The 21,515-nt window shown below is 35.8% G+C and carries 21 protein-coding genes and 1 tRNA gene; 14 read left to right on the top strand and 8 right to left on the bottom strand.

Annotated elements, in window-relative coordinates; translation table 11 throughout:
- Positions 1–147 precede the first annotated feature (147 nt).
- The 4 genes from Fsol_RS03140 (at position 148) to Fsol_RS03155 (ending at position 5,712) form a co-directional block, all read left to right on the top strand.
- Positions 148–2,889 carry a TrbL/VirB6 family protein gene (locus Fsol_RS03140; RefSeq protein ID WP_108673432.1) on the top strand — a complete coding sequence of 914 codons (2,742 nt, stop codon included), beginning with the start codon at positions 148–150 and terminating at the stop codon, positions 2,887–2,889.
- A gap of 184 nt (positions 2,890–3,073) precedes the next feature.
- Positions 3,074–3,610 carry a TraR/DksA family transcriptional regulator gene (locus Fsol_RS03145; RefSeq protein ID WP_158521640.1) on the top strand — a complete coding sequence of 179 codons (537 nt, stop codon included), beginning with the start codon at positions 3,074–3,076 and terminating at the stop codon, positions 3,608–3,610.
- Positions 3,611–3,995: 385 nt separating this feature from the next.
- The gene (locus tag Fsol_RS03150) at positions 3,996–4,814 is read left to right on the top strand and encodes an RMD1 family protein (RefSeq protein ID WP_108673434.1); all 819 of its coding nucleotides are present in this window, start codon (positions 3,996–3,998) and stop codon (positions 4,812–4,814) included.
- Between the two features lie 157 nt (positions 4,815–4,971).
- Positions 4,972–5,712 (top strand): outer membrane protein assembly factor BamD, encoded by a 741-nt coding sequence (locus tag Fsol_RS03155; protein ID WP_108673435.1) that lies wholly within the window; start codon positions 4,972–4,974, stop codon positions 5,710–5,712.
- A gap of 2 nt (positions 5,713–5,714) precedes the next feature.
- Here the strand turns inward: Fsol_RS03155 and Fsol_RS03160 are convergent, their stop codons facing one another.
- The 4 genes from Fsol_RS03160 to Fsol_RS03175 are packed head-to-tail and all read right to left on the bottom strand — an operon-like array spanning position 5,715 to position 10,148.
- Positions 5,715–6,422, bottom strand: coding sequence for a phosphatidate cytidylyltransferase (locus tag Fsol_RS03160; RefSeq protein ID WP_108673436.1), 708 nt, complete (start codon positions 6,420–6,422; stop codon positions 5,715–5,717).
- The gene (locus Fsol_RS03165; RefSeq protein ID WP_108673437.1) at positions 6,419–6,892 is read right to left on the bottom strand and encodes a nucleoside deaminase; all 474 of its coding nucleotides are present in this window, start codon (positions 6,890–6,892) and stop codon (positions 6,419–6,421) included. The genes Fsol_RS03160 and Fsol_RS03165 overlap by 4 nt, the downstream gene beginning before the upstream one ends.
- Positions 6,889–9,492 (bottom strand): UvrD-helicase domain-containing protein, encoded by a 2,604-nt coding sequence (locus Fsol_RS03170; protein WP_108673438.1) that lies wholly within the window; start codon positions 9,490–9,492, stop codon positions 6,889–6,891. Before Fsol_RS03170 ends, Fsol_RS03165 begins: the two co-directional genes overlap by 4 nt.
- A 20-nt stretch (positions 9,493–9,512) precedes the next feature.
- Positions 9,513–10,148, bottom strand: a complete 636-nt coding sequence (locus tag Fsol_RS03175) for an amino acid ABC transporter permease (protein WP_108673439.1) — start codon at positions 10,146–10,148, stop codon at positions 9,513–9,515.
- A gap of 163 nt (positions 10,149–10,311) precedes the next feature.
- Here Fsol_RS03175 and Fsol_RS03180 point away from each other — a divergent pair, with 163 nt between their 5' ends.
- The 3 genes from Fsol_RS03180 (at position 10,312) to Fsol_RS03190 (ending at position 11,393) form a co-directional block, all read left to right on the top strand.
- Positions 10,312–10,533, top strand: coding sequence for a 30S ribosomal protein S21 (locus tag Fsol_RS03180; protein WP_158521641.1), 222 nt, complete (start codon positions 10,312–10,314; stop codon positions 10,531–10,533).
- Between the two features lie 41 nt (positions 10,534–10,574).
- Positions 10,575–10,646 (top strand) — tRNA-Cys (locus Fsol_RS03185).
- Positions 10,647–10,661: 15 nt separating this feature from the next.
- Positions 10,662–11,393, top strand: a complete 732-nt coding sequence (locus Fsol_RS03190; protein ID WP_108673441.1) for a hypothetical protein — start codon at positions 10,662–10,664, stop codon at positions 11,391–11,393.
- 3 nt (positions 11,394–11,396) lie between these two features.
- On the opposite strand, the gene mtaB is transcribed toward Fsol_RS03190, so the two are convergent.
- From mtaB to Fsol_RS03210, 4 genes are all read right to left on the bottom strand, one after another.
- A complete protein-coding gene (gene mtaB / locus Fsol_RS03195; RefSeq protein ID WP_108673442.1) occupies positions 11,397–12,674 on the bottom strand; it encodes a tRNA (N(6)-L-threonylcarbamoyladenosine(37)-C(2))-methylthiotransferase MtaB in 1,278 nt (425 codons plus the stop codon).
- Positions 12,675–12,974: 300 nt separating this feature from the next.
- On the bottom strand, positions 12,975–13,694 hold the full coding sequence (locus Fsol_RS03200) for a JAB domain-containing protein (protein ID WP_108673443.1): 720 nt from the start codon (positions 13,692–13,694) through the stop codon (positions 12,975–12,977).
- Between the two features lie 48 nt (positions 13,695–13,742).
- Positions 13,743–15,020 carry a hypothetical protein gene (locus tag Fsol_RS03205; RefSeq protein WP_108673444.1) on the bottom strand — a complete coding sequence of 426 codons (1,278 nt, stop codon included), beginning with the start codon at positions 15,018–15,020 and terminating at the stop codon, positions 13,743–13,745.
- A 94-nt stretch (positions 15,021–15,114) separates the two neighbouring features.
- The gene (locus Fsol_RS03210) at positions 15,115–15,813 is read right to left on the bottom strand and encodes an MlaA family lipoprotein (RefSeq protein WP_158521642.1); all 699 of its coding nucleotides are present in this window, start codon (positions 15,811–15,813) and stop codon (positions 15,115–15,117) included.
- Positions 15,814–15,895: 82 nt separating this feature from the next.
- Between Fsol_RS03210 and Fsol_RS03215 the strand changes: the two genes are divergently transcribed.
- The 7 genes from Fsol_RS03215 (at position 15,896) to Fsol_RS03245 (ending at position 21,490) form a co-directional block, all read left to right on the top strand.
- A complete protein-coding gene (locus Fsol_RS03215) occupies positions 15,896–16,543 on the top strand; it encodes a VirB8 family type IV secretion system protein (RefSeq protein ID WP_108673446.1) in 648 nt (215 codons plus the stop codon).
- A gap of 9 nt (positions 16,544–16,552) precedes the next feature.
- Positions 16,553–17,458: a lipoyl synthase gene (gene lipA, locus Fsol_RS03220; protein WP_108673447.1), complete on the top strand. Its 906-nt coding sequence runs from the start codon at positions 16,553–16,555 to the stop codon at positions 17,456–17,458.
- A gap of 86 nt (positions 17,459–17,544) precedes the next feature.
- A complete protein-coding gene (locus Fsol_RS03225; protein WP_108673448.1) occupies positions 17,545–18,231 on the top strand; it encodes a hypothetical protein in 687 nt (228 codons plus the stop codon).
- Positions 18,232–18,241: 10 nt separating this feature from the next.
- On the top strand, positions 18,242–19,639 hold the full coding sequence (locus Fsol_RS03230) for an MFS transporter (RefSeq protein ID WP_108673449.1): 1,398 nt from the start codon (positions 18,242–18,244) through the stop codon (positions 19,637–19,639).
- A 113-nt stretch (positions 19,640–19,752) separates the two neighbouring features.
- Positions 19,753–19,926 carry a 50S ribosomal protein L32 gene (gene rpmF / locus Fsol_RS03235; RefSeq protein ID WP_108673450.1) on the top strand — a complete coding sequence of 58 codons (174 nt, stop codon included), beginning with the start codon at positions 19,753–19,755 and terminating at the stop codon, positions 19,924–19,926.
- Positions 19,927–19,947: 21 nt separating this feature from the next.
- On the top strand, positions 19,948–20,781 hold the full coding sequence (thyX, locus tag Fsol_RS03240; RefSeq protein ID WP_108673451.1) for an FAD-dependent thymidylate synthase: 834 nt from the start codon (positions 19,948–19,950) through the stop codon (positions 20,779–20,781).
- A gap of 13 nt (positions 20,782–20,794) precedes the next feature.
- Positions 20,795–21,490, top strand: a complete 696-nt coding sequence (locus Fsol_RS03245; RefSeq protein ID WP_108673452.1) for a triose-phosphate isomerase — start codon at positions 20,795–20,797, stop codon at positions 21,488–21,490.
- The last annotated feature ends 25 nt before the right edge of the window (positions 21,491–21,515 follow it).

Below are 21,515 nucleotides of genomic sequence, written 5' to 3' on the forward strand. Positions count from 1 at the left end.
ATATCGTATTACATTTGATCAAGTTAGTAAAAGCCCCTTCATCATGAATCTGCAAGAAGTACATCGATCTTCTGAAAATTAATATAATCTTGAGATTTATAGAATATATATATATGATTATCTTATGCTTCATGATGCTGCATTCGTTTGTCAAACTTCAAAAGTATCCGCTGCATCACTGGCATAATATTAGTTGTACTATCATTCTTACCAAGCACTACCAGCGCTCGCCATCAAGGACAGTGCTACGCAGCAGATGATGTAAACGCAAGCAATACCGTTACAATATATTCTAATCCTCAAGAACTGATCTCTTCTGTGCCGCAAACACAGCAAGTCGCTCCATGGATAGACACAGGCTTGATATCAATAGGAGGCACAACTGCAGGCACATTTGCTATCACTGGCACTATACGTGGTTCATGGGGACCGCTTGGCAGTGCTGCTACTCCATGTAACTTGGTAGACTGTAATGTTAGCAATAGCACGGGATTTGGCAGCAATGAAGTAACAACAATATGTCTTGTACAGGGCACACCTGGCATACAGCATACGGGGCAAAACGTGGTATTTACAAGTACCACTTATCCATGCATTTTATCAAATGGTATAGGACTATATATGCTTATAACGGATGATTCAAACGGTTCATTCTCAGCAAATTACTCAGCGCAGCAAGCTATTAATTCAAATGATAACGTAGCACAACTTACGTCAAATGCACTTGATCCAAATGCAGACATCTTATCTGCTTCTGCACCAATGAATGGAGAATATCTTGTGCCAACATGGCATATGAACGACTACGTTACTTCTTCTACAAACGAAGTATCGCAATTTGCAATCAAAAGTGCAGTAAAGTGTCCAATGCTTCCAAGTACACTACAATGTGAAGAAATAAGCGTACCTGCAGGAAGAATATATTTGAAGATTGTAGACAGTTATTACGGCGATAACTACGGCTCTTACACAGTTACTTTTGATACTGGAGTATTTCAAGTAGGATTCTTATTTCGTGCAGTCCAAGCATTTGACACCATTCTTAGCAATAGCAGTAAGATAATCGCTACATATGTGATGCAGGCGCTACAGCCTATCTTCATAATTATACTTACTTTTTACATCATGTGGTATGGCATCGCATTCGCAGTTGGCGCACTAGAAGTAAAAACTCACGATATGGTAATGAGAATGATCAAATTATGCACCATGAGTTTATTATTTACTCCTTATGGTCTTTTCATTGTGGAAGCATATTTGATAGATCCGTTTTGGATGTTAGGAAGCGCAATGTCTGATATCATCTTAATGTCGGTACTATTCAACGCCACTACTGGAGAAATTCCTACTCTTTCAACAGCAGCAGAAACTGTAATGAGTAAATTATGGTATATAGCAGTGTATGATGCAGTTCTTAATATTTTATATTCTACGCCAATCAATGCTAAAATTTGGGGCATTTTATTCAGTTTGAAGTTTTACTACATACTGCTGTTATATGCTTTAACAATGGTATTGACGCTTTCTATATTTAAGGCGGTCATATACTCTTTGGAGGCAATGATAAGATTCTATCTCGTAAAAATGGTATTTCCTCTATTCATGCTACTCAGTGTGATTCCTACATTAGAGGATTTTTTAACAACGCTTTTCAAACAGCTCACAGTGGTAGCAATCACACTAATACTAGTAGCGCTATGCTCTGCCTTGATGATAACAATGCTCGATACATCGTTCCAATCTCTCTATAATTATACAGTTTGCTGGCGTTCTATCATCGATATTCCAGTATTAGCGCTAGTCAGATTCTTTATGCCTACTCCTTATGCAGAAGCAAAGGAAGCGCTAAAATTTGACGTATATATGTACACTATCGTAACAGCTGCTCTATTTTATGAATTATTCAATAAATTAGGTGGAATAATAGATAGTCTATCCAGTGTTACAACTGATATAGAAAAGATGATGAGTGGACGCACGGAAAAACTTTTTGAGAGTAAGATTAAAAGTAAGGTGAGGAGCGGTACATACAAAATACTCGCATATGCTGGAGATAAAACAATTGCAACTCCTTTATCGATACTCTTCTCTCCTCTAAAAGCACTTATTACGAAATTAAGAGGAAAAGGCGATCAATCAAAAATTTCACGAGATGGACTTTCAGGCGATTCCGCAGAAGCAGATACTCAAAAAGAGCACGAAGCACAACAATCTCGTGCGCAAAAAAAGAAACGTTCAGACTCATCGTCTGCTTCGCATCAGCATCAGCATCCGCATCACGGGCAAGAATCGCACTTACCGCCAGGAGATAATAGAGCACTCTCAGAAGATGATCACGAATCTCAGTCGCATCATGCGCAAGAATCGCACTTACTACCGGGAGATAATAGGGTACTCTCAGAAGATGATCGCGAATCTCATTCATATTCTCATAATCTAGAAAATGCTGATAGCTCTCTCTTCGATGATGATATGGAGGCGCATACTTCGAAACGTAGAAATACAAGACTTGGCAATCTTCAGCACGATAATGAAAATCTCAGTGTAGAGGAAAAACTTAATAAGCTGCGAGAGCAATTCGAAAATACCAAAAATAGAAAACAATCACATGTGAACAGAGATGGAGAAGGTAGCAGTAGCGAAGAAAGTGGAGAATTTGCGGATAGAGAACATAATGTATTTCACGAAAATGCAGATTCTGCAGAAGATATGGTAATTCATAGAGATAGCGGAAGTATGCAAAGTAAAAGTAATAGAAAATCCTCTCTAAGCAAGAGTTCTCCGGGCAAAAGTGATGATAGTTCTTCAAAAGGAAAAAATAACAAGATAGCAAGAGCAAGGACAGTTACCGATGAATATGCTAATAATCATAAAAAGAAAAATTCATGATATTATAATATATATTACATCTATAATTAAATACTATTTATTCTACTGCATCATACATAACATACTTCAAGACTTTTTATGCGTACTTCATAATCGAAAATACTTTTTAGTTAATTTATATATCGCTATTGCGCAATCTTTTATAGAATGGTTACACTTACCATGTAGTGTGGTACTCGTACTTATGAATACATCTTCTATGAACATACTTCATCCTAAGAATACTAATGGCACTCATAAAGCGTTCGAACTTTTGAGCGAATTTGACGTGGCAAAAGATGCGATTGATGATTATATTCCATCTCCAGATGAGGAATATATGTCGGAAAAGCATCTACAATTTTTTAAGAGTGCAATATCTAACTGGAGAGGAAGATTATTACGTGCACTGGAAAATGCTAAAGAATATTTAGCTAAGTGCGCAATCAGCAAAAGCGAAGAAATGGACGGTGCTGTCGAAGAAGCGAATATACATATAAAAGTGAGAGAAACAGAAAGATTACGGAAATTAATTGAACGCATAGACAGCACATTACGTTTAATAGAAGATAAAAAATATGGCTTTTGTGAAGAAACTGGCGAACCGATAGGAATTATGAGATTACTTGCTAGACCTACAGCACGTAAGTGCTTAATGGCGCAAGAAATACATGAAAATTTTGAAAAACGACATAACAAGCAGATCTTCCAAGAACATACATTTTTTGAACAGATAGACTGAATACAGATGATAGATTCATGTCACTTTCGACTCTCATAAGCTTTAGCGATACAATATCACTTTGAAAGCTTCAAAAAGTTCGAAAGTGACTGAAATCTTCTCAACTTGAAGAATACTAATCAGTGCTATGAGAAATCTCGAATCTAGCGGCATCGAAAAAGTAGTGCACGTTTACTTGCTACAAGTTTTGTAGTTATGCTCTCGTTATAAAAATGCCTTACAACTCTGTAGTGTTTTCTTAAATCATGCTCATAGTAAAGAACAACTGCCACCATGACTGAATTCAAAAACATCCGCTTATTGACCTTGTAAAATATCTTAGATACCATTAAGTGATTTCGTGTAACTTCACACTGCATGTTTTATAAAAAATTAGAAGTAATCAATGTTTAGGTGCGCGTCGTACTGTATCGGCTCTGGATGCGATTTATTCGCATTCTCTGAAGTCTTCACCAGTATTGAAACGCCGGTGAGAGTTTGCAGTTCTGATGCAATTCATGTGACAAATTCGTCAAAAACTCAGAAGGAAATATTCGTTTTTTCCTACGGATGCGTGATATTCTGGAATTATTCCGAAGAAGAGGAGGCGCTTTTCTTGAAGAATCTGATCGAATACGTAGATGCGCCTCTTGAAAACTATCTCTCAGACTTATGCTACTACGTTGTACTAGAGGATGGTCCAACTAATATAGATATGGCAAGTGATGTAATACAAATTTCTAAGAAGAATGACGACAATCCATATACTAAGTTGGCACTTTCTTATGGATTATCACAATCTGTTAAGCTGAGAGTATTCGAGATCTCAGTTTTCTCCTTGATAGAAGAGAACAAAAAAATCCCTCTTGAGTTGGTAAAAAGAGGATATATAAAGGTACCTAGAAGAGAACTTGCAAAAAAAATAGGAATGCTTTTTATGGAAAGAAGCGCAATAAATCTGAGTAATGATGTTTTAGATATTCCAGGATTTTTTTGGAAGAATCCGAAATATGAAAACGTCTATGATGCTTCTCGCAAATTCATGGATATTCAACAAAGGAGTGATAACTTAAACAGAAGACTCGCAATAATATATGAGTTATATGAGATATTGCGAGATGAGGTCAATCACTCGCATTCTCTAAGATTAGAAATGATAATAATATTTCTGATATTTGTGGAAATGGTACTATCAATGGTCGAAATAATATCCAAATTCTTCTGAATAATGAAGATCGTAGTAACGTATAATAATTAAGCAAAAAGAACATATATAGGGAAAAGTAGCAAATGAATAAAATGAAATTACATATTCATACTTTATTTTGGTAAATTTCTATGATACAAGAAGTTCGCATTTCTCAACTTTCTCAAACTTGGTAATGAAGCGCTTTCGCCGCATAATAAGCGCTATCATCTGCTCATCCCTCGTATGTGGATGTGCATCTAATGTGAGGAATTACTCTAAAAAAGATCCTGCGCGACTTTACAGTACAGCAATGCAAAAAAAAGATAGTCACCCTAACACTGCACTAGAGGATATAGCAGAGATAGAAACATACTATCCTACTTCTTCGGAAGCAGAAAAGGCATTGTTGCTGAAGATATATATCTTATATCAGGAAGGTCGTTTTGATGAATCTATAGAAGCAAAAGATGACTTTCAGATTCGCTATCCAACGAGTAAGTATATAGCTTACTCTTACTATATGAGTGGTATAAATTACTACACTCAAATTGTAGATATAGGAAGAGAGCAGTACATTACATATAAAGCAAAAGAAGCACTAGAGTTCGTCGCGCAAAATTTTCCGGATACAGATTATGGACGTGATGCCGCAAGAAAAGCTCGTTATTGTGCACATATACTAGCAGCAAAGGAAATGGATATAGGACGCTTCTATGAGAAAAAGGGCGATTATCTTGCAGCTTCTAACAGATATAAAAAAATCTTGGAAGGGCAATACGATAGTGCATTAACACAAGAAGCAACATATAGAATGGCTGTATCGTGGTATGGCATGGGGATGAAGCATATTGCAAATCTTTATTATTTATCCGCTAAGAAAGATTACCCTGATTCAATATGGACGAAAAGGATACACCAAGTGCTATTCCGGTAACGTTATATAGATAAGTATACGCGCATCACAATAGACGCTAGCATCATACTGTCAAATCTATCTAGCACACCACCATGCCCTGGTATTATACTGCCGCTATCTTTTACCATGAAATGTCTTTTAAAAACTGATTCTAAGAGGTCTCCGCAATGAGACGTAACACTCAGAAGCAATATGAATACTACATGCTCTAAATGCGATACAGTACAGCTATAAACACCATACCTTTGCATCATCTCAATAATCGGATACACAATTATGACTGTCATTATAATACTAAGAAACAGCCCTTCATAAGTTTTACTAGGGCTAATATAAGAAGGTAGACATCTCTTGCCAAATAACTTTCCGCTAATATAAGCACAGGTATCTGTACTCCATACAATCATAAATAGTAATGTTACAATCCATTTTCCATTTTCTACCTCTCTTATATACAGCATACTGTCAATAAAGCATAAAACACATGCAATGCTCAAAAGCATCCATTCTAGTATCTTCAATCTTCTATGCGCACCGCTTGATATTTTTCCGTAATAAGACACTATCATTTTTCGCAACTCCACTATCATCAGTAGTCCTATAGCTGCTAAATACAACAGAAATAAATATCCTCCAAAAAAATTGAAACATAATGACGCAGCTACTATGAAGCAACCGGAAAAACAGCGTGCTATAAAATTATTTCTCAAAAACCCTATATGATTCATTTTTTTCTTAAAGTATTAAAAAAATTCTTCAGTAATATACTGCTTTCCTCAGCAAACAGCCCTGAATATATCAAAGGCTTATGATTTGTGCTGGCATCATCAAAAATACGTACTCCATTTTTTATCGCTCCGCCTTTTGCATCATCAGCAGCATAGTAGATACTTCTTACTCTACTCAATGACAACGCCTTCGCACACATCGCGCATGGCTCTAATGTAACATAAATAGCGTGATGATCAAGAAAGCCCATATTAATAGAATCTGACGCTTTCGATATTGCAATCATCTCCGCATGTGCATTTCTATTACACTTTTGTATTGTGAGGTTATGAGTAGCCGCAACAATAGTATCGTTCTTTATATTAACAATTACCGCTCCTACAGGTACTTCTTTTACATCTGCGCCTTTTTGCGCTATATCCAATGCTATTTGCATATAAAAGCGATCTTTAGCGCTGTAATCACTCATAAGAAATACAAATAATTCTTTGCTCTAGTGACAGCGACATATAAAAGCTTATCAAGGTCCATTTGCTCGCACTGATTCTGAGTAGTCACACTCTTATAAAAACTCTCTCTTAGAGTTGGCAATTTCAACACAATCTCTTGGCTATCATTAATAACAATTCTCTTTCTATTTCTGCTGCGAAATGGATAGTCTGCTATTATGACGTGAGATGCTTCCATCCCTTTTGCACTATGCACGGTACTAAATACAATACCAGTATCTTTTTCTAAACGATCGTTTTTCTTTAATTTTTTGAATAAAACTTCAGAAAATTCATTCCATCGTAGACATAATTCAGCTATCGAAGTACACATCACATCAGATTCGAGATTCTCAAGTAACTTTTCTACGACAAAAATAGTAGAATCATTCATTAGAGATAGAAAACGACGTAATAGTATTAGAAGAAATCTAAACTCACTCCATTTACCTAGCTCACAACACTCTTGCAAAAAAATCACAAACTTTTCATTACCTCTTTTACTTTGCAATACCTCCCATAACGAAGAAGAATGTTCGCGCTCGCTATCTATATCGTTTTGAATATCTTGTATATCTGTCACGCATGATAAAGCGTAAAGGAGATTACTGTTATCATATGGATTGTAAATAAATTCCAACAAATATCTTATCTGAGTTAAAACTTTTTCATATTCGCTACTCGCACTGTGATGCGCTGTAAATCCAGCATCAATTGCTGCTCGTACCATTTTTTCATACCCTGTTTTTGCCGTACGAAATAATACCAACACATCAGATAGTTCAGAAATTTTCGCGTTAGATAACTCGGCAATTCGACATAACACTTCTATCAATCTTTCTTCGCTACACTCGCTACTGCTTTGTATTACCTCTATATCGCTTCCTTCATCAGCTGGAATATTCAAATATATTTCTTTATATGCTGTAGTATCTTGGAAAAAATACACTGCACCATCCGAATCGTAAGATGCAATCATTGCTGTATATTGAGGAAAGCGACTGAATAAGCAATTCGCAAAATTCACAATACTTTTATTTGATCTGCAGTTATCGGATAGTTTATTGCGAATAAAATCCTTTCCTTGAGAGCGAAAATGATTACGAAATTTCTGAAACTCTGCATCAAAAGAAGGAATTTCTTCGTTATGAAAGTTAAATATCGCTTGATTTGGATCTCCAACAATAAAAATGCTTTTACCTGTATCATCAAACGCAAACTCATCCATAATAGAATGCAAAGCCTGCCACTGCAATGAGTCTAAATCTTGCGCTTCATCGATAAGTATATGACTTATCTTTTGATATAACTGATACTTATTCGCCTCTTCTTTCAACATGAAGCACGCAGATGTCATGATATCATTATAGCTACGTACACATTCTGTATCTTTGAAATTAGAATACCCTATATGAGACACTACAGAAAAAAGCGCGATACCGTAAAATGTTCTGATATATCTCAGTTTATCTATAGCAATACTTAATTTTTCGATTTTTTCTCTTTCATTCTTAAAAATTCGTGCTGATAACTCACATGAAGAAAATTTGCATTTTTTTCTCATCTCTTTCTTCTCAGTAAGAAAGCATTCTATGTAATCATTGAAACGTGTTTTCTTACTCTCCGCACTCAGTTGCGTCCATTCTATAAACTTTTTGTACTCTACATTTGATTTCAAAGAATCAACCATTACAAACGGTGTAGACAGATATTCCTCTTCTTCAAATGAAGCGATATAAATCTTCAAATGTTCATCTATCAATTTCGTACAACTCTCTGCTAAGCAAAAATTGTCCACAAGAAGATTTATAGGATTCTCTCTATTGTACTCTTCTATTAAGCGAGTAATGCAAGTTTTGTCATCATCAATAGTGACTTGTTTCACGACATCAAGCAACTCTTCATACTTAATATTTTGTAACATTGATTCTATATCGCTAAAAATCGTCAGTACTGCTATCCGCTCTTTCAGCAGCATGTAATTGCTGCGCTTCTTGCTAAACCACATTTTTGTGAATTCATACACGAAATCACCACAACTATCTAAAAGACTAAAATTTAATTCCAACGATAGTATTCGTAATGCATTACATAATGATTCGATTACGATATTACCAGTATGAGTACGCAATAAATTTCTTACGATAGTAACAAAAACTTTTTGAAAAATTGCTTTATCATCTTCCTCGGAAATAATTTTAGCATGTATATGTGATATAGCACTGAAATAACCGTGAATAGTTTTGATCAGTACAATCTCATCCAACTTTGCATACAATTCGCTAAACATTTGGATATTCGTCTCAGAAAGCCATGCTTCTCCAATATAACTAACATACCTAGCGTCCAATTTTTTCCCTAAAGCCAAATCGTTTATCACTTTTGCTAATCTGTGAGATATCTCATCAACTGCAGTATTTGTGTGAGTAATACACACGATTTTGCAATAATTATGAGAGGAAAGAACTTTTGACACTGAAACACGCGACAGAAGTTGCAAAATATATCCTATTAATCTAGTTGTCTTGCCGCTGCCTGCAGATGCAGAGATAAAGCGAAAAGATGAAATATTCTGATCCATAAAAAAGCGTTGTAATTACTTTAAAATAATTTTCCTTCAATTTTCTTACAAAGCAGTTCTATAAGTAGTACTAAAGCGTAGTAATATAAACCTGCAGTTATTAGAGGCCAGAAGTATGAAAATTCCTCTGCTCCTACAATTTGCGCTCTTCTCATTATCTCCATTCCTCCAAGAGTAGCTACTAATGCTGTTTCTTTAAGTAAAGTGATAATCTCATTCGTAAATGCAGGAAATGTATTTCTGAAAACTTGCGGTAATATTATATCTTTCCACATTGGCAACACTGGAATTTGTAAAGCAATTGACGCTTCAAATTGCCCACTTGGAATACTTTTGATACCAGCTCTCACTATTTCCGCTATATATGCTGCGCTATTAATACCAAGAGTGATAAAGCCTGCACTCTCTGCTTCCATGGAAAGACCGGTAACTTGCGGCACAACAAAATACATAAAACTTAACTGCAATATCATCGGCGATCCACGTACAAACGATACAAAAGCACCTATACTACGAGAAAGAATCCCGTTAAATCTGAGAATTGCAAGTAATGTGCCTAAAAATAAGCCTATTGTAAAGCTCACAAACAATAGCTTTAAAGTTAATAAAGCGCCTGTTCCTATAAATAATATTTTAGGCAAAAATTCATCACTCATCACACTGATATAATAAGAGAACTAATATCGTAAAGTAGCATAAAAAACTAAAATGAACTGGTATTTTCCTTGTATTTATTTGATTTTCGTATGGAAATTAAATAAAATCCCGTGTAGCAGGACGATTACGTTCGCTATTGTATATAACTCTTTACGTATTATTGTGGCAATAAAAATCTTAGTTAGAAGAACGGATGATAAAACTTGCGATGTGAGTAGCGCACTTGCTGAGTTGTCACGCCGTATGTATAAGGAAAGGATATTAGAAACAGTGAAGATGAAGAGATTCAGAGAAAAGCCGTCTCAAGCAAAGAGAAGAGCAATGTTAGATGCTGCAAGAATGGTAAAAAGAGTAGCAAGGTTAAGAATGGCACAGAAGAAATAAGATTCATACGGATTTTATATTTTCCGATATTTGTCGGCAATGGCTGGATAGCAAAGTGGTAATGCAGCGGATTGCAAATCCGCTATACGTCAGTTCGATTCTGACTCCGGCCTCTTTTAGAAAGTTTAATGATACGATTCTTACTTTTCGTTATTTTTTCCAGTTTTCTTGTCACTGCTTTACGTTCTTTTTCGAATGCAGCGGAAGTAGATATGGATATCAAGCATAACTACTGTAGTTCCGGTGATTATGTCACTGCAAGTTACAATCTATTGAATATTCCATTTGCAATTATAGACGAAAAACAGATTTCTCTTGCGCATTTATACCGAAAAAAAGTAGTAGTCGCTTTTTGGACACAGTGGGATATAGAAGCATTCACTCTTTTAAAATCGATACATGTAATGGAGAGATACGCTATTATCAAAGATAGTAACGAACTCTTTCTCATGGCAATAGCAATAGACACGCCATCTATAGATGTGATTAATGAGATATTCGAAAGAAATGGTATTACTCTACAAAATTCCTTTATTGACGCTTCTTTAGTGTTCTCAAATGCAATACCGGCAATAATGAATCGCACTAACGTTATGTTATTCACAGAGGGTAAATATTGTATCTTAACGGAAAAAGAAAGAGCAGTACTTTCACATCAAGAACCGGAGGAGAATGAATTGATGATGATGAAGTATTTTTCTGATCTGATAAAAGCTACTGATAATAATACGAATAAAAACGATTTCGTTTTCCACGTGAATAATCAGAAGGAAAATCAAGCAACACAGTATAATGATAAAAATACTAATATCGTGATATATTCTTCACATTCTGAAGCAGCGCCAAAATTAATACAGTAATAACTATAATAATTCTCCAAATAACTTTAATTCGTCTTTATTTTGCGTAATTTCAACAATTTTCACTGGTAATAGCGCATTCTCTTGCACCTGCGTATTTACATATACCTTACTATTGTTTTCTGTTTTACCTTCATTACCTTTCTCAAAGAGGACGGTAACAACTTTTCCTATACATGTGCTATAGTATTCCCGTAATATACTATGACCTATCTCACGTAATTTATACGCTCTTTCTCTACGTATATGATGTGCAATCTGTGGCATTTTAGCTGCAGGAGTGCCATCTCTCTGAGAATATGGAAACACATGTAAATGCGAAATGGCATTTTCCTCTACCAGCTTGCAAGTATTATTAAAATGCTCCTCCGTTTCAGTAGGAAATCCTGTAATAATGTCGGCGCCAAATACTGCATCTTTTCTATATTCTCTTACTATTTTACAAAAATTCGTAACATCCTCGGGAGAATGACGACGCTTCATCCTTTTTAAAATCATCGCATCTCCGGATTGCATACTAATATGAAAGAAAGGCATCAATCTTTCCTCTTCGGCAATAACTTGTAACAATTCTTTATTTACCTCTGATACATCTATAGATGATAATCTCAGACGTATAATATTCGGCACACATGATAAAAGTCTTTTTACAGCTTCTCCTAATGTTATCTTTATCGGTAAATCTTGGCCATAATCTGTAATATCAACTCCAGTCAGCACCACTTCCTTATATCCGTAATCAATCAAATTTCTAACACGCTTCACTAAACTACCTAACGGTACACTTCTATTATTACCTCTACCAAATGGGATAGTGCAGAAAGTGCATCTATGATTGCATCCATTTTGTATTTCTACAAATGCTCTTGTCTTACTACCTTCAGCTATTACGTATTCATCTTCATACGTATGCTGTACTGACATGATATCACCAACTGCGACACTACCATATTCATTACTCAACATCTTTTCTTGTATATCGAAATATGTCGTTTCTTGCATTTTCTCTTTATTTCCTATAACAAAATCTACTCCATCGAAATTCTTGTAAAAATCTGGAGATATCTGCGCAGCACATCCAGTTAAGATGATAGATAAATGAGGATTCTTTTTCTTGAGACCTTTTATTGTTTTTCTCAATTTTTTTTCCGCTTCATTCGTAACAGCGCAGCTATTAATGATAACAGCATTTGTCAACGACGCTGTTTGCGCATTTCTCTTGATAATATCACTCTCATATGAATTTAGCCGACAACCAAACGTAATAACATGCACACTCATATTTCATATGATAAAATAACTAAAAGAACTTTCACTTCCTTACTATACAGTGATATCACTCGCATATTCTTTTTGATATCAGAGCGAAAATGCAAATTGTAATCAAACTATTACTCCAATATACTATACTATTCGCCTCGAACAAATAATTATCTAACTGTAAAAGAATGCAGAAATAACACTTAGCATTACTAGTACTATACTATTCTGACGTTATCGATTCACTGTCTGAAAATACAGTAAATGCTAGTACGCTTATTTGCATTAAATCATCACTCCTTTACTGCTATTTCACGAAAGCTACCTCTTACATTTCTCTTTATATACTGAACTTTTACCCCTCACATGAAGAAAATCGTGAGATATCTTACAACAATTACGATTTTTCATAGAATAATAAAGTGACTTTGTAATAATCAAATGATCGAATAATTTAATATTTGCTCTTCTTAAATGCTCTTCTATCACATTGGTAACTTCTATATCAGCTGATGAAGGATAAGGATTCTCGCTTACATGATTATGCACTACTATTAATGACGAAGCTTTCTTCCATGCTGCTAATTTAGCAAGTTCTTTCGGGTACACTGGTACTCTATCTGTTGTACCGATACCTACTACATCTTCGTCAATAATGATATTTTTCGCATCTAAATGAAAGATATACATACTTTCTCTAGGTGCAAACGACATAGTAATCCTGCAATACTCTACTAGCTGATTAATGTCCTTAGAAACATATAAGCCTATTAATCCTTTAGGCGAAATGAATCTGAAGAACACATTAGATAGCAGTGACATAAAAAATTCTACTTTTTCATTGATCTCGCCACGATACGGGAGATAGTAGCCGTGAACTATACTGGTGAGATTATCAAAATATGAAAGAAGCTGCTTTGCTATCACCTCCCCTTGATCTCTCCTTGCTACGTACTTACACACATATGCGAGAAGTTCTACATCTGTCATTGAAGAGAAATACGCTTTCAAATCTATTTGAGAATCTTTTTTCCGAATCATCACTCATAAACAATTTACTCTCAATGACAATATCGCAACTAAGAAAAGCTAAAATTTATAAGATAACTCAATTATACCATACAGTGATGTACTTCCGGATTTACTTATCGATGAAGGGGTGATTACATATGTTCTATCCGTCGATGATTTGGAAGCATTAAAAGTACCATATTGTGAACACTCTCTCACGACATCATTCTTCAATGTTGCATCTAATATTCCGCTATTTTGAAAATTCTGCTCTATTTTAGCGCCAAAACTGACAATCACATTTCCATCAGTAATACGAATACCAGCTACTGCCGCTCCATACATTCCTGATACATCATCTGCGGTAACTTTTCCTCGAATACGATAGCCCTCACTCTCTTCACAATCTCCTCTATCGATTATCCTTACGCTGGAACTCGACACATCAATAACATCTTTTAGAGAAGTATAGCTCATAATAGACCATCCTAACTGCCCTTCAACATATGGTATGATGTGAACATCACTCTCCGTGCTTAGCGGTAGCATAAGCAATTTTGAACTTACGCCGAACATCATACCTCTTCCACTTAAGATATCTCCTGCAACAAATTTACTACCTAAAAATGCCCCCACAAGTACAGCAAATGTTTTAGATTTCTGCACTTCTCTGCTAAGCGATAAGGTAAGATTATACAACGAAGCACCAACAACTCTATTTCTCTCTACAGTAGAGTTATCTATCAATTGCAATGAGTGTCCTATATTTCTGCCTATATCGATACCTATACCGATCTCATTTTTACACTCTACATCTTTGGAAGAACGCACTTCTCTCGATACTCCAGCATCTAAAGTTTTATTCGAATTGCTTATAGTTAAAGCATTATTACGATTATCTGTCGTAAATTTTGCCGCCGAATGACTAGCAACAACTACAGGAGTGCTATATTTTGCGATAGCTGCAGTAGATGCTTTTCTTAGCACAATAGCGCTATTCGAGATAGTGCTAGAAGGCTTCTTCTTAGCAGAGTGAATCTTTTTCTTATATATTTTCTTCATACGCTTTATCCTCGAAACAACTGCCACTTTCTTCTTGGCAATCTTTTTACGCTTAGTAGTTACAGATTTTTTTGTCGATTTCCTTATGGATTGCGTAGAGGAATATACATTAGTGAAAGTAGTAGAAGATCCTGTAAGATCTGCTTCTCCAGCACATACTTTATCATCGACTACGATATCATCTATATTACTTGCTGAGGCTACTTTTGCACCAGGATTTGCGTAAGCTACTTCCTCACGTACTTTAGGAATCAAAATAAATAATGATATCAATATTAAATAATATACTCTCATGGCACCACCGCACTATTTATAGAAGCACTTTGCATGCTTACTTAACAGAAAAAGCACATTTTGTAAACGCTGTACTTTTTACATAATTAGCAATCTACTTATCATTTTTCTCTGCTTTCGCACTGTATTTGACGACATAAGCCGCTTTCAAAGCCGCATACTCATCAAGAGAGATATCATTAATCTCTTGAAGCAAATCTAAATTCTCATCAATTGCTACTATTATTTCACCAGAAGAAATCGCAATTAATGCACCAATTGGAAGTACGAAATTTAACGGATCTAATATAAGATCCATTGCAAGCGCAAACGTATCTCTCGAGCAAGATGGACCAAAAAGAGGTAGCATATTGTAATTTCCTGCACGAATACCCCATTTGGTAAACGTGACGGAAAATCCATTTTTAATCTCCGCAATACCAATCTTTGAAGCAACATCGATAGTACCTAGCAATCCCGCTGTAGTATTAAACATGAATCGACACATACTTTGCGCAGCCGCTCTTGGATCGCCCTGTAATAATCCGTTCAAAGCGTATAATGGCTCTCTCAGATTATAAAAGAAGTTGTGTATAAAATTTCTATGATATTGCTTATGATTGCCTCTTATTGCCTTCGCAATCGGGAAAAGGACTTTATCACCTAATACGGCATTGAATGCCATAGTATTTCTGTGCGTACTTTCGCATACATCATTCAGCTCACGATACGTATTTTCCGCTGCAAAAATATCATGCGATATCGCAATGCAATGCCATAAAAAAATGAGTGAAATAACAATTTTACCTAACATTCGAATATTTGACTTTCTAAAAGTGTATCCATAGAATTGTAGTGCTACTTGCACCGGTAAGATAGATCTTAAGGAAACGTCAATGCAAAACAAAGAACAAAACGCACCTACATGGTATAAAGAATCATACGAAATAGCCATTGTGCAACGTAATGTTTTAGCAGTACTAGTTGTGTTATGCTTACTTGGATTAATAGCTTCCGCGCTTTTAATAAAACATATCAAGAATACAGAATCCATAGAGCCATTTGTCGTAGAAATCGATAGTATTACTGGTATTCCTACAGTCGTAAAATCTGTTCCAGTTGAAGAATATTCAACAAGTGTCGCAATGAAGAGAGCATTAGTAATGCAATATATCAGAGCAAGAGAGGAGTATATTCCTCAAACATTCAGATATCAGTACAAAATCGTAGTACCATCAATGTCATCTCCCGATTCTTACGATAGCTATGTGACAAAAAATACTCCTTCTAATCCTCAAAGTCCATCTGCAGTATATGGAGAAAAGGGGATTATTACGGTAGATTGGAAATCTATAGTATTTTTAAATGATAACACCGCACAGGTAAGAATAAATGTGAATTATCCTGGTAAAACGCCTGTAGGGAAATTGGTACTGGTAGCATTTGAATTTAAGAACAATAGACCACTTTCAGCAGAACAAGCCCTTGCTAATCCATTGAATTTTTACGTCACTCTCTATAGAGTCACTGACGAAAATGCATAGCTTAACAGAATGTCACCTTCTACTTCTGAAAAGAGCAAAAAACCGGATTGGATCAGAGTAAAAGCACCAAGTGCGCACTTTGACGCTACACATGATATTGTACAGCGCCACTCTCTTCATACTGTATGCGAAGAAGCATCATGCCCTAATATAGGTGAATGCTGGAGTAAAAAGCACGCAACTTTTATTGTAATGGGAGATACGTGCACACGCTCATGCGCATTTTGTAACGTCAAAACAGGAAAACCGCAAAAATTAGATTCTACAGAACCATTTAGAGTAGCCAAAGCAGTTCAAGAAATGGCACTAAAACATGTAGTCATCACCTCTGTAGACAGAGATGATCTAAAAGATGGTGGCGCTTCTCATTTTTCTCAATGCATCAAACTTATAAGAGAGTATTCTCCACATACAACAATAGAAGTACTTACTCCGGATTTCAGAAATAAGAACGATGCGCTCCACATTATAGCATCTGCAAAACCTGATGTGTTTAATCACAACTTAGAAACAGTACCAAGCAAATACATTGCAATCAGACCAGGTGCAAGATACTTCCACTCTTTGCAATTACTCTTTCAAATGAAGCAACTCGTACCAGATATTTTTACTAAATCTGGCATTATGCTTGGACTTGGCGAAACAAAAATTGAAGTCATACAGCTTATGGATGATCTAATCGCCGCTAAAGTAGATTTTATCACTATAGGACAATACTTACGCCCTTCTCCAAAGCACGTAGAAGTTTCAGAATATATCACACCTGCCGTTTTTGATGAGTACAAAACAATAGCACTGAGTAAAGGCTTTCTAATGGTAGCTTCAAGCCCGTTAACTAGATCCTCTTTTCACGCTGAAGAAGATTTTTTACAACTAAAGCGAAATAAAATCCTATCTTCACAGTCATTTAAATGAAAGGTATAATGTACTTTTTCTTGTGCTGTTTTTATGCTATAGATTGTGAACTGTATCGGCAGTTTTTAACAGATTATCACCGCTGTATGAGTAGAATGAAGTTTATGCTTATAATGCTTTTATGCATGCCTCTTTTCCTCAATAGCGCACACAGCATAAACGAAAATAATATATCATTCGGTTTTGGTGCAAGCGTAGGTACAATTGAACAAATAAGATTACGTACTTCAGAAAAAGCAGGTAGTATCGGCGCTGCTGAATCACTAAAAGGAGAATTTCCATATTATCTCGAATGTAGCTATGGTAGAAGTCTTTCAGACATCGCGCGTATAGGAGTTGATGTAATTTTCTCCAATATACCAATACAGAAAATCGCTTCTCTCGAACCAATTTTGCAGTGCTACGGTATTATGGCCGCAACAAAGCTTTTCATACCATCATCTATGCGAGTAGTGCCATATTTGAACATTGGCATAGGATATGGATGGTATAGCAGCAAGACAAGTGACGATTTATTCTCTGAAGAGATGGAGATTTATCTTATGCGCGAGTACAAAAATGTACGGTACAATCTTTTCAATGATATAGAGAGAAACGGCTTGTTATGGAAATTAGGCGCCGGCACAGAGTATAGATTAAATTCAAATTTATCATTATTCTTACAAACAGAAGTATTACGCCAGCCAAGTCTTACGCCTGCCGGTTCATTCGGTAATAAAGCAGCAATAAGATGGAGAGGTGTTCTATTTGGAGGAGTGTCAATGAATTTTTAATATAATACGTATGACTAAGAATAAAAATATTATCAAAATTCTGATAGGCGTATTCTTCACCGTCTTTCTAGGTTATAGACACATTATAAGATATTCAGTAGGAGTACTAGGTACTATCATAGGACGTTATATACCGATAAAATATCGCAGTGCACTATCGCATAACAGCAAATATCTCAGAATCCTTATTACCGTATTCTTAAGCTGTTTTTATGGCTATCAATACGTTATAAGAATACTACCAGCAATTTTGATAAATTACTTTCCAGCAAGATATCATGTCAGCCCTCATGAATTTGGACTTTTCGCAAGTATTTATTATATCGCATATTCCACCGCACACATTCCTGTTGGATTAGCATTAGATAGATTTGGACTAAGAAATGTAATTTTTCTATCTGTATTCTTATTGTCATCTAGCTTGATACTGTGCATTGTATGCGACACATGGTATGCGGTAATCTTTTCGAGAGTGATAGCTGGTATAGTATCATCTGCTGCCATTCTTGGCTGTTTTAAAGCATTATCAACAATGTTCTCGCCACAAGTATTCAACTTCAGTCTTGGCATTGCTGTGTCTATAGGATTAGCTTTAGCCGCTATTGGTAATGTGTTAGTGAATAACATGTTTTTAGCACGAGGATTTGATGCATTATTCATACATCTTTCACTCATCGGCTTAGGACTGACATTGATCATTTTCTTATTAATACCAAATGCTAAAAACTTCTCACTAATTTCGTATCATCATCAAAAGAGTGATGCGAAAATTACTTTTTCTGCGATCTGGTCTATCTTTAAGAATAAGCAAATAATCACTTTATTCTTAATAAATGGTGCAATGATAGGCGTAATGGAGGGATTTATGGATGCTTGGGGTAGCACATTTTTGCAAGAGAAAATAGGCATTTCCGCATTAGAAGCTTCTTACGTAGCGACAGTGATTTTGTCGGGACATGCTATCGGTGCTCCTATAATAGGGTATTTAAGCAGTAGATACATAGGATGCATACCATTAATCAGATATTGCGGTGTCGCTCTGCTAACGCTTCTTGTGTTCTTTGCTACAGTCTCTTCTGATGTGTTACAATACAGCATACTAGAGATAAGAAGTTGTTACATCGCATTATTCATCATGGGTATCGCAACTGCTTACCAAATACCGCTGATCGCCGCTACTATCGCGTTAGCAGATCCTAAAGTAAGCGGCCTTACTGGCGCTCTTTGCAATATGGTAGGAATGGCATTCGGCAGTCTTTTTCATCATACTATACCATTCATTAACTCACTGTGCGATAAAAAGATGGAAGGTGCACTGTACACACTACTTTGCGGTACAATCTTCGGATTGCTAGGCACTTTTTATCCAAAATGGACTCAGAAGCTTACAAAAATTTCAAATCATTAATGAATTTATAATGCTTAGGTATTTTATTATGAATATACTGACTCACTTTATTGCAAATACCTATCTCTCAATATAGTATTACACCACCTTTATGTGATGTAGTTACCTATAGCATGGCTGTACCTAAGAGAAAAACTTCTCCTTCTAAGAGAGGCACAAGAAGAGCGCATAATGCACTCAAAGCACTAAATATAGTGATAGATCCAAAGACAGGAAAACATCACCTCCCTCATATGATGTCTGACGACGGTTTATATAGAGGACGTAGTATACTAAAAAAGTCCTAGTTATAATTATAACTTGGATGTATGAAACATAGTGCAGTTAATGCACTTGATGAAGTACTTGGTCAGCGATTTGATGTACTAGACAAAGGCTTCATAAGAGTGATCGATTACATGGGTGACGATAGTGCAGTTGTTCAAGCTGCTAGAGTTTCTTATGGAAAAGGCACAAAGAAGGTGCTAGAGGATCGAGGTCTCATCAGATATCTGATGAGAAATCGCCACACCACGCCGTTCGAAATGTGCGAAATAAAATTGCATATAAAACTTCCAATATTTATAGCTAGACAGTGGATGAGACATCGAACTGGTAGTTTCAATGAGTATTCTGCGAGATATTCAATACTTGATTCTGACATGTATACTCCGGATGATTCTACACCATGTTTGCAATCATCATCCAATAAGCAAGGGCGTGATACAACTGTAGATACCACCTTAGGCAAACAAATTAGCAGTTCTATTCAGAAAAATAATGAGACAGCATATCTACTATATGAAGAGTTGCTTGCAAATGGAGTAGCAAAAGAAATAGCAAGAATTGTACTACCTCTAAATTGTTATACGCAATTTTACTGGAAAGTTAACCTTAATAATCTGATGCATTTCATAAAACTGCGTCTTGATAGACATGCACAGTATGAGATAAGGCAGTATGCTAAGATACTGTACGATATCCTAAAAATTTGGGTACCAACGTCGTTAGAAGCATTTAACGATTATCTGCTGAATGGTATGTACCTTTCCGAAAAAGTAATGACGATATTGAAACGCAAAATAAAAGGAGAAAATATACAATACGAAGATTCAGGATTATCTAAACAAGAATGGGCTATCATAGAAGATTGTTTTATTTAAACATCATTGAATAATGATCAGAGATTTTTTCGTAATCGCCAACTGGAAAATGAGTGGCTCATTGCTATTCATACAACAGATGAACACATTTATTGCATCATGGCAAGAAATAAAGGACGTCGCGTTTCGTAAAAATTCCGTACGCATTAAGATTGTAATATGTCCTCCACATCCCTATATCTCATCACTACATGATGTTATTACATCACTCGATTCAGATCTGCTTTACTTGGGTGCGCAAGATTGTAGCAAGTATGAGAATGGCTCTTATACAGGAGAAGTAAGCGCTAAAGCGCTGAAAGAATTTGGATGCTCATATGTAATACTTGGCCATCAAGAAAGAAGGCAAATGCATGAAAATCATGATATCATTACACAGAAAATTGAAGTAGCCAAGAAATATGATATCGTAACAATACAATGCGTAAATGATCACGACATACAAGACAAAGTTGCTTTATCTGGCGATATAATAGCATATGAGCCTGCACAACATATTGGTGCTACAGAATGCGAATCTATGGATAAAATATCATCAATTACGCAATTAGTAAAAAGTACCGAAAAGCGCAAAGTAATATACGGAGGCGCCGTCAACTCTGATAATGTGCATCTCTTATACCAAATCACTGAATTAGATGGCATACTCGTCGGAAGAAGTAGCCTCGATTATACAGAATTCACGAGGCTGCTATATAACGTAGCATAATCGTCATACATATAGTTTTCTTCTC

The sequence above is a fragment of the Candidatus Fokinia solitaria genome (assembly GCF_003072485.1).
In the GTDB taxonomy this organism is placed as follows: domain Bacteria; phylum Pseudomonadota; class Alphaproteobacteria; order Rickettsiales; family Midichloriaceae; genus Fokinia; species Fokinia solitaria.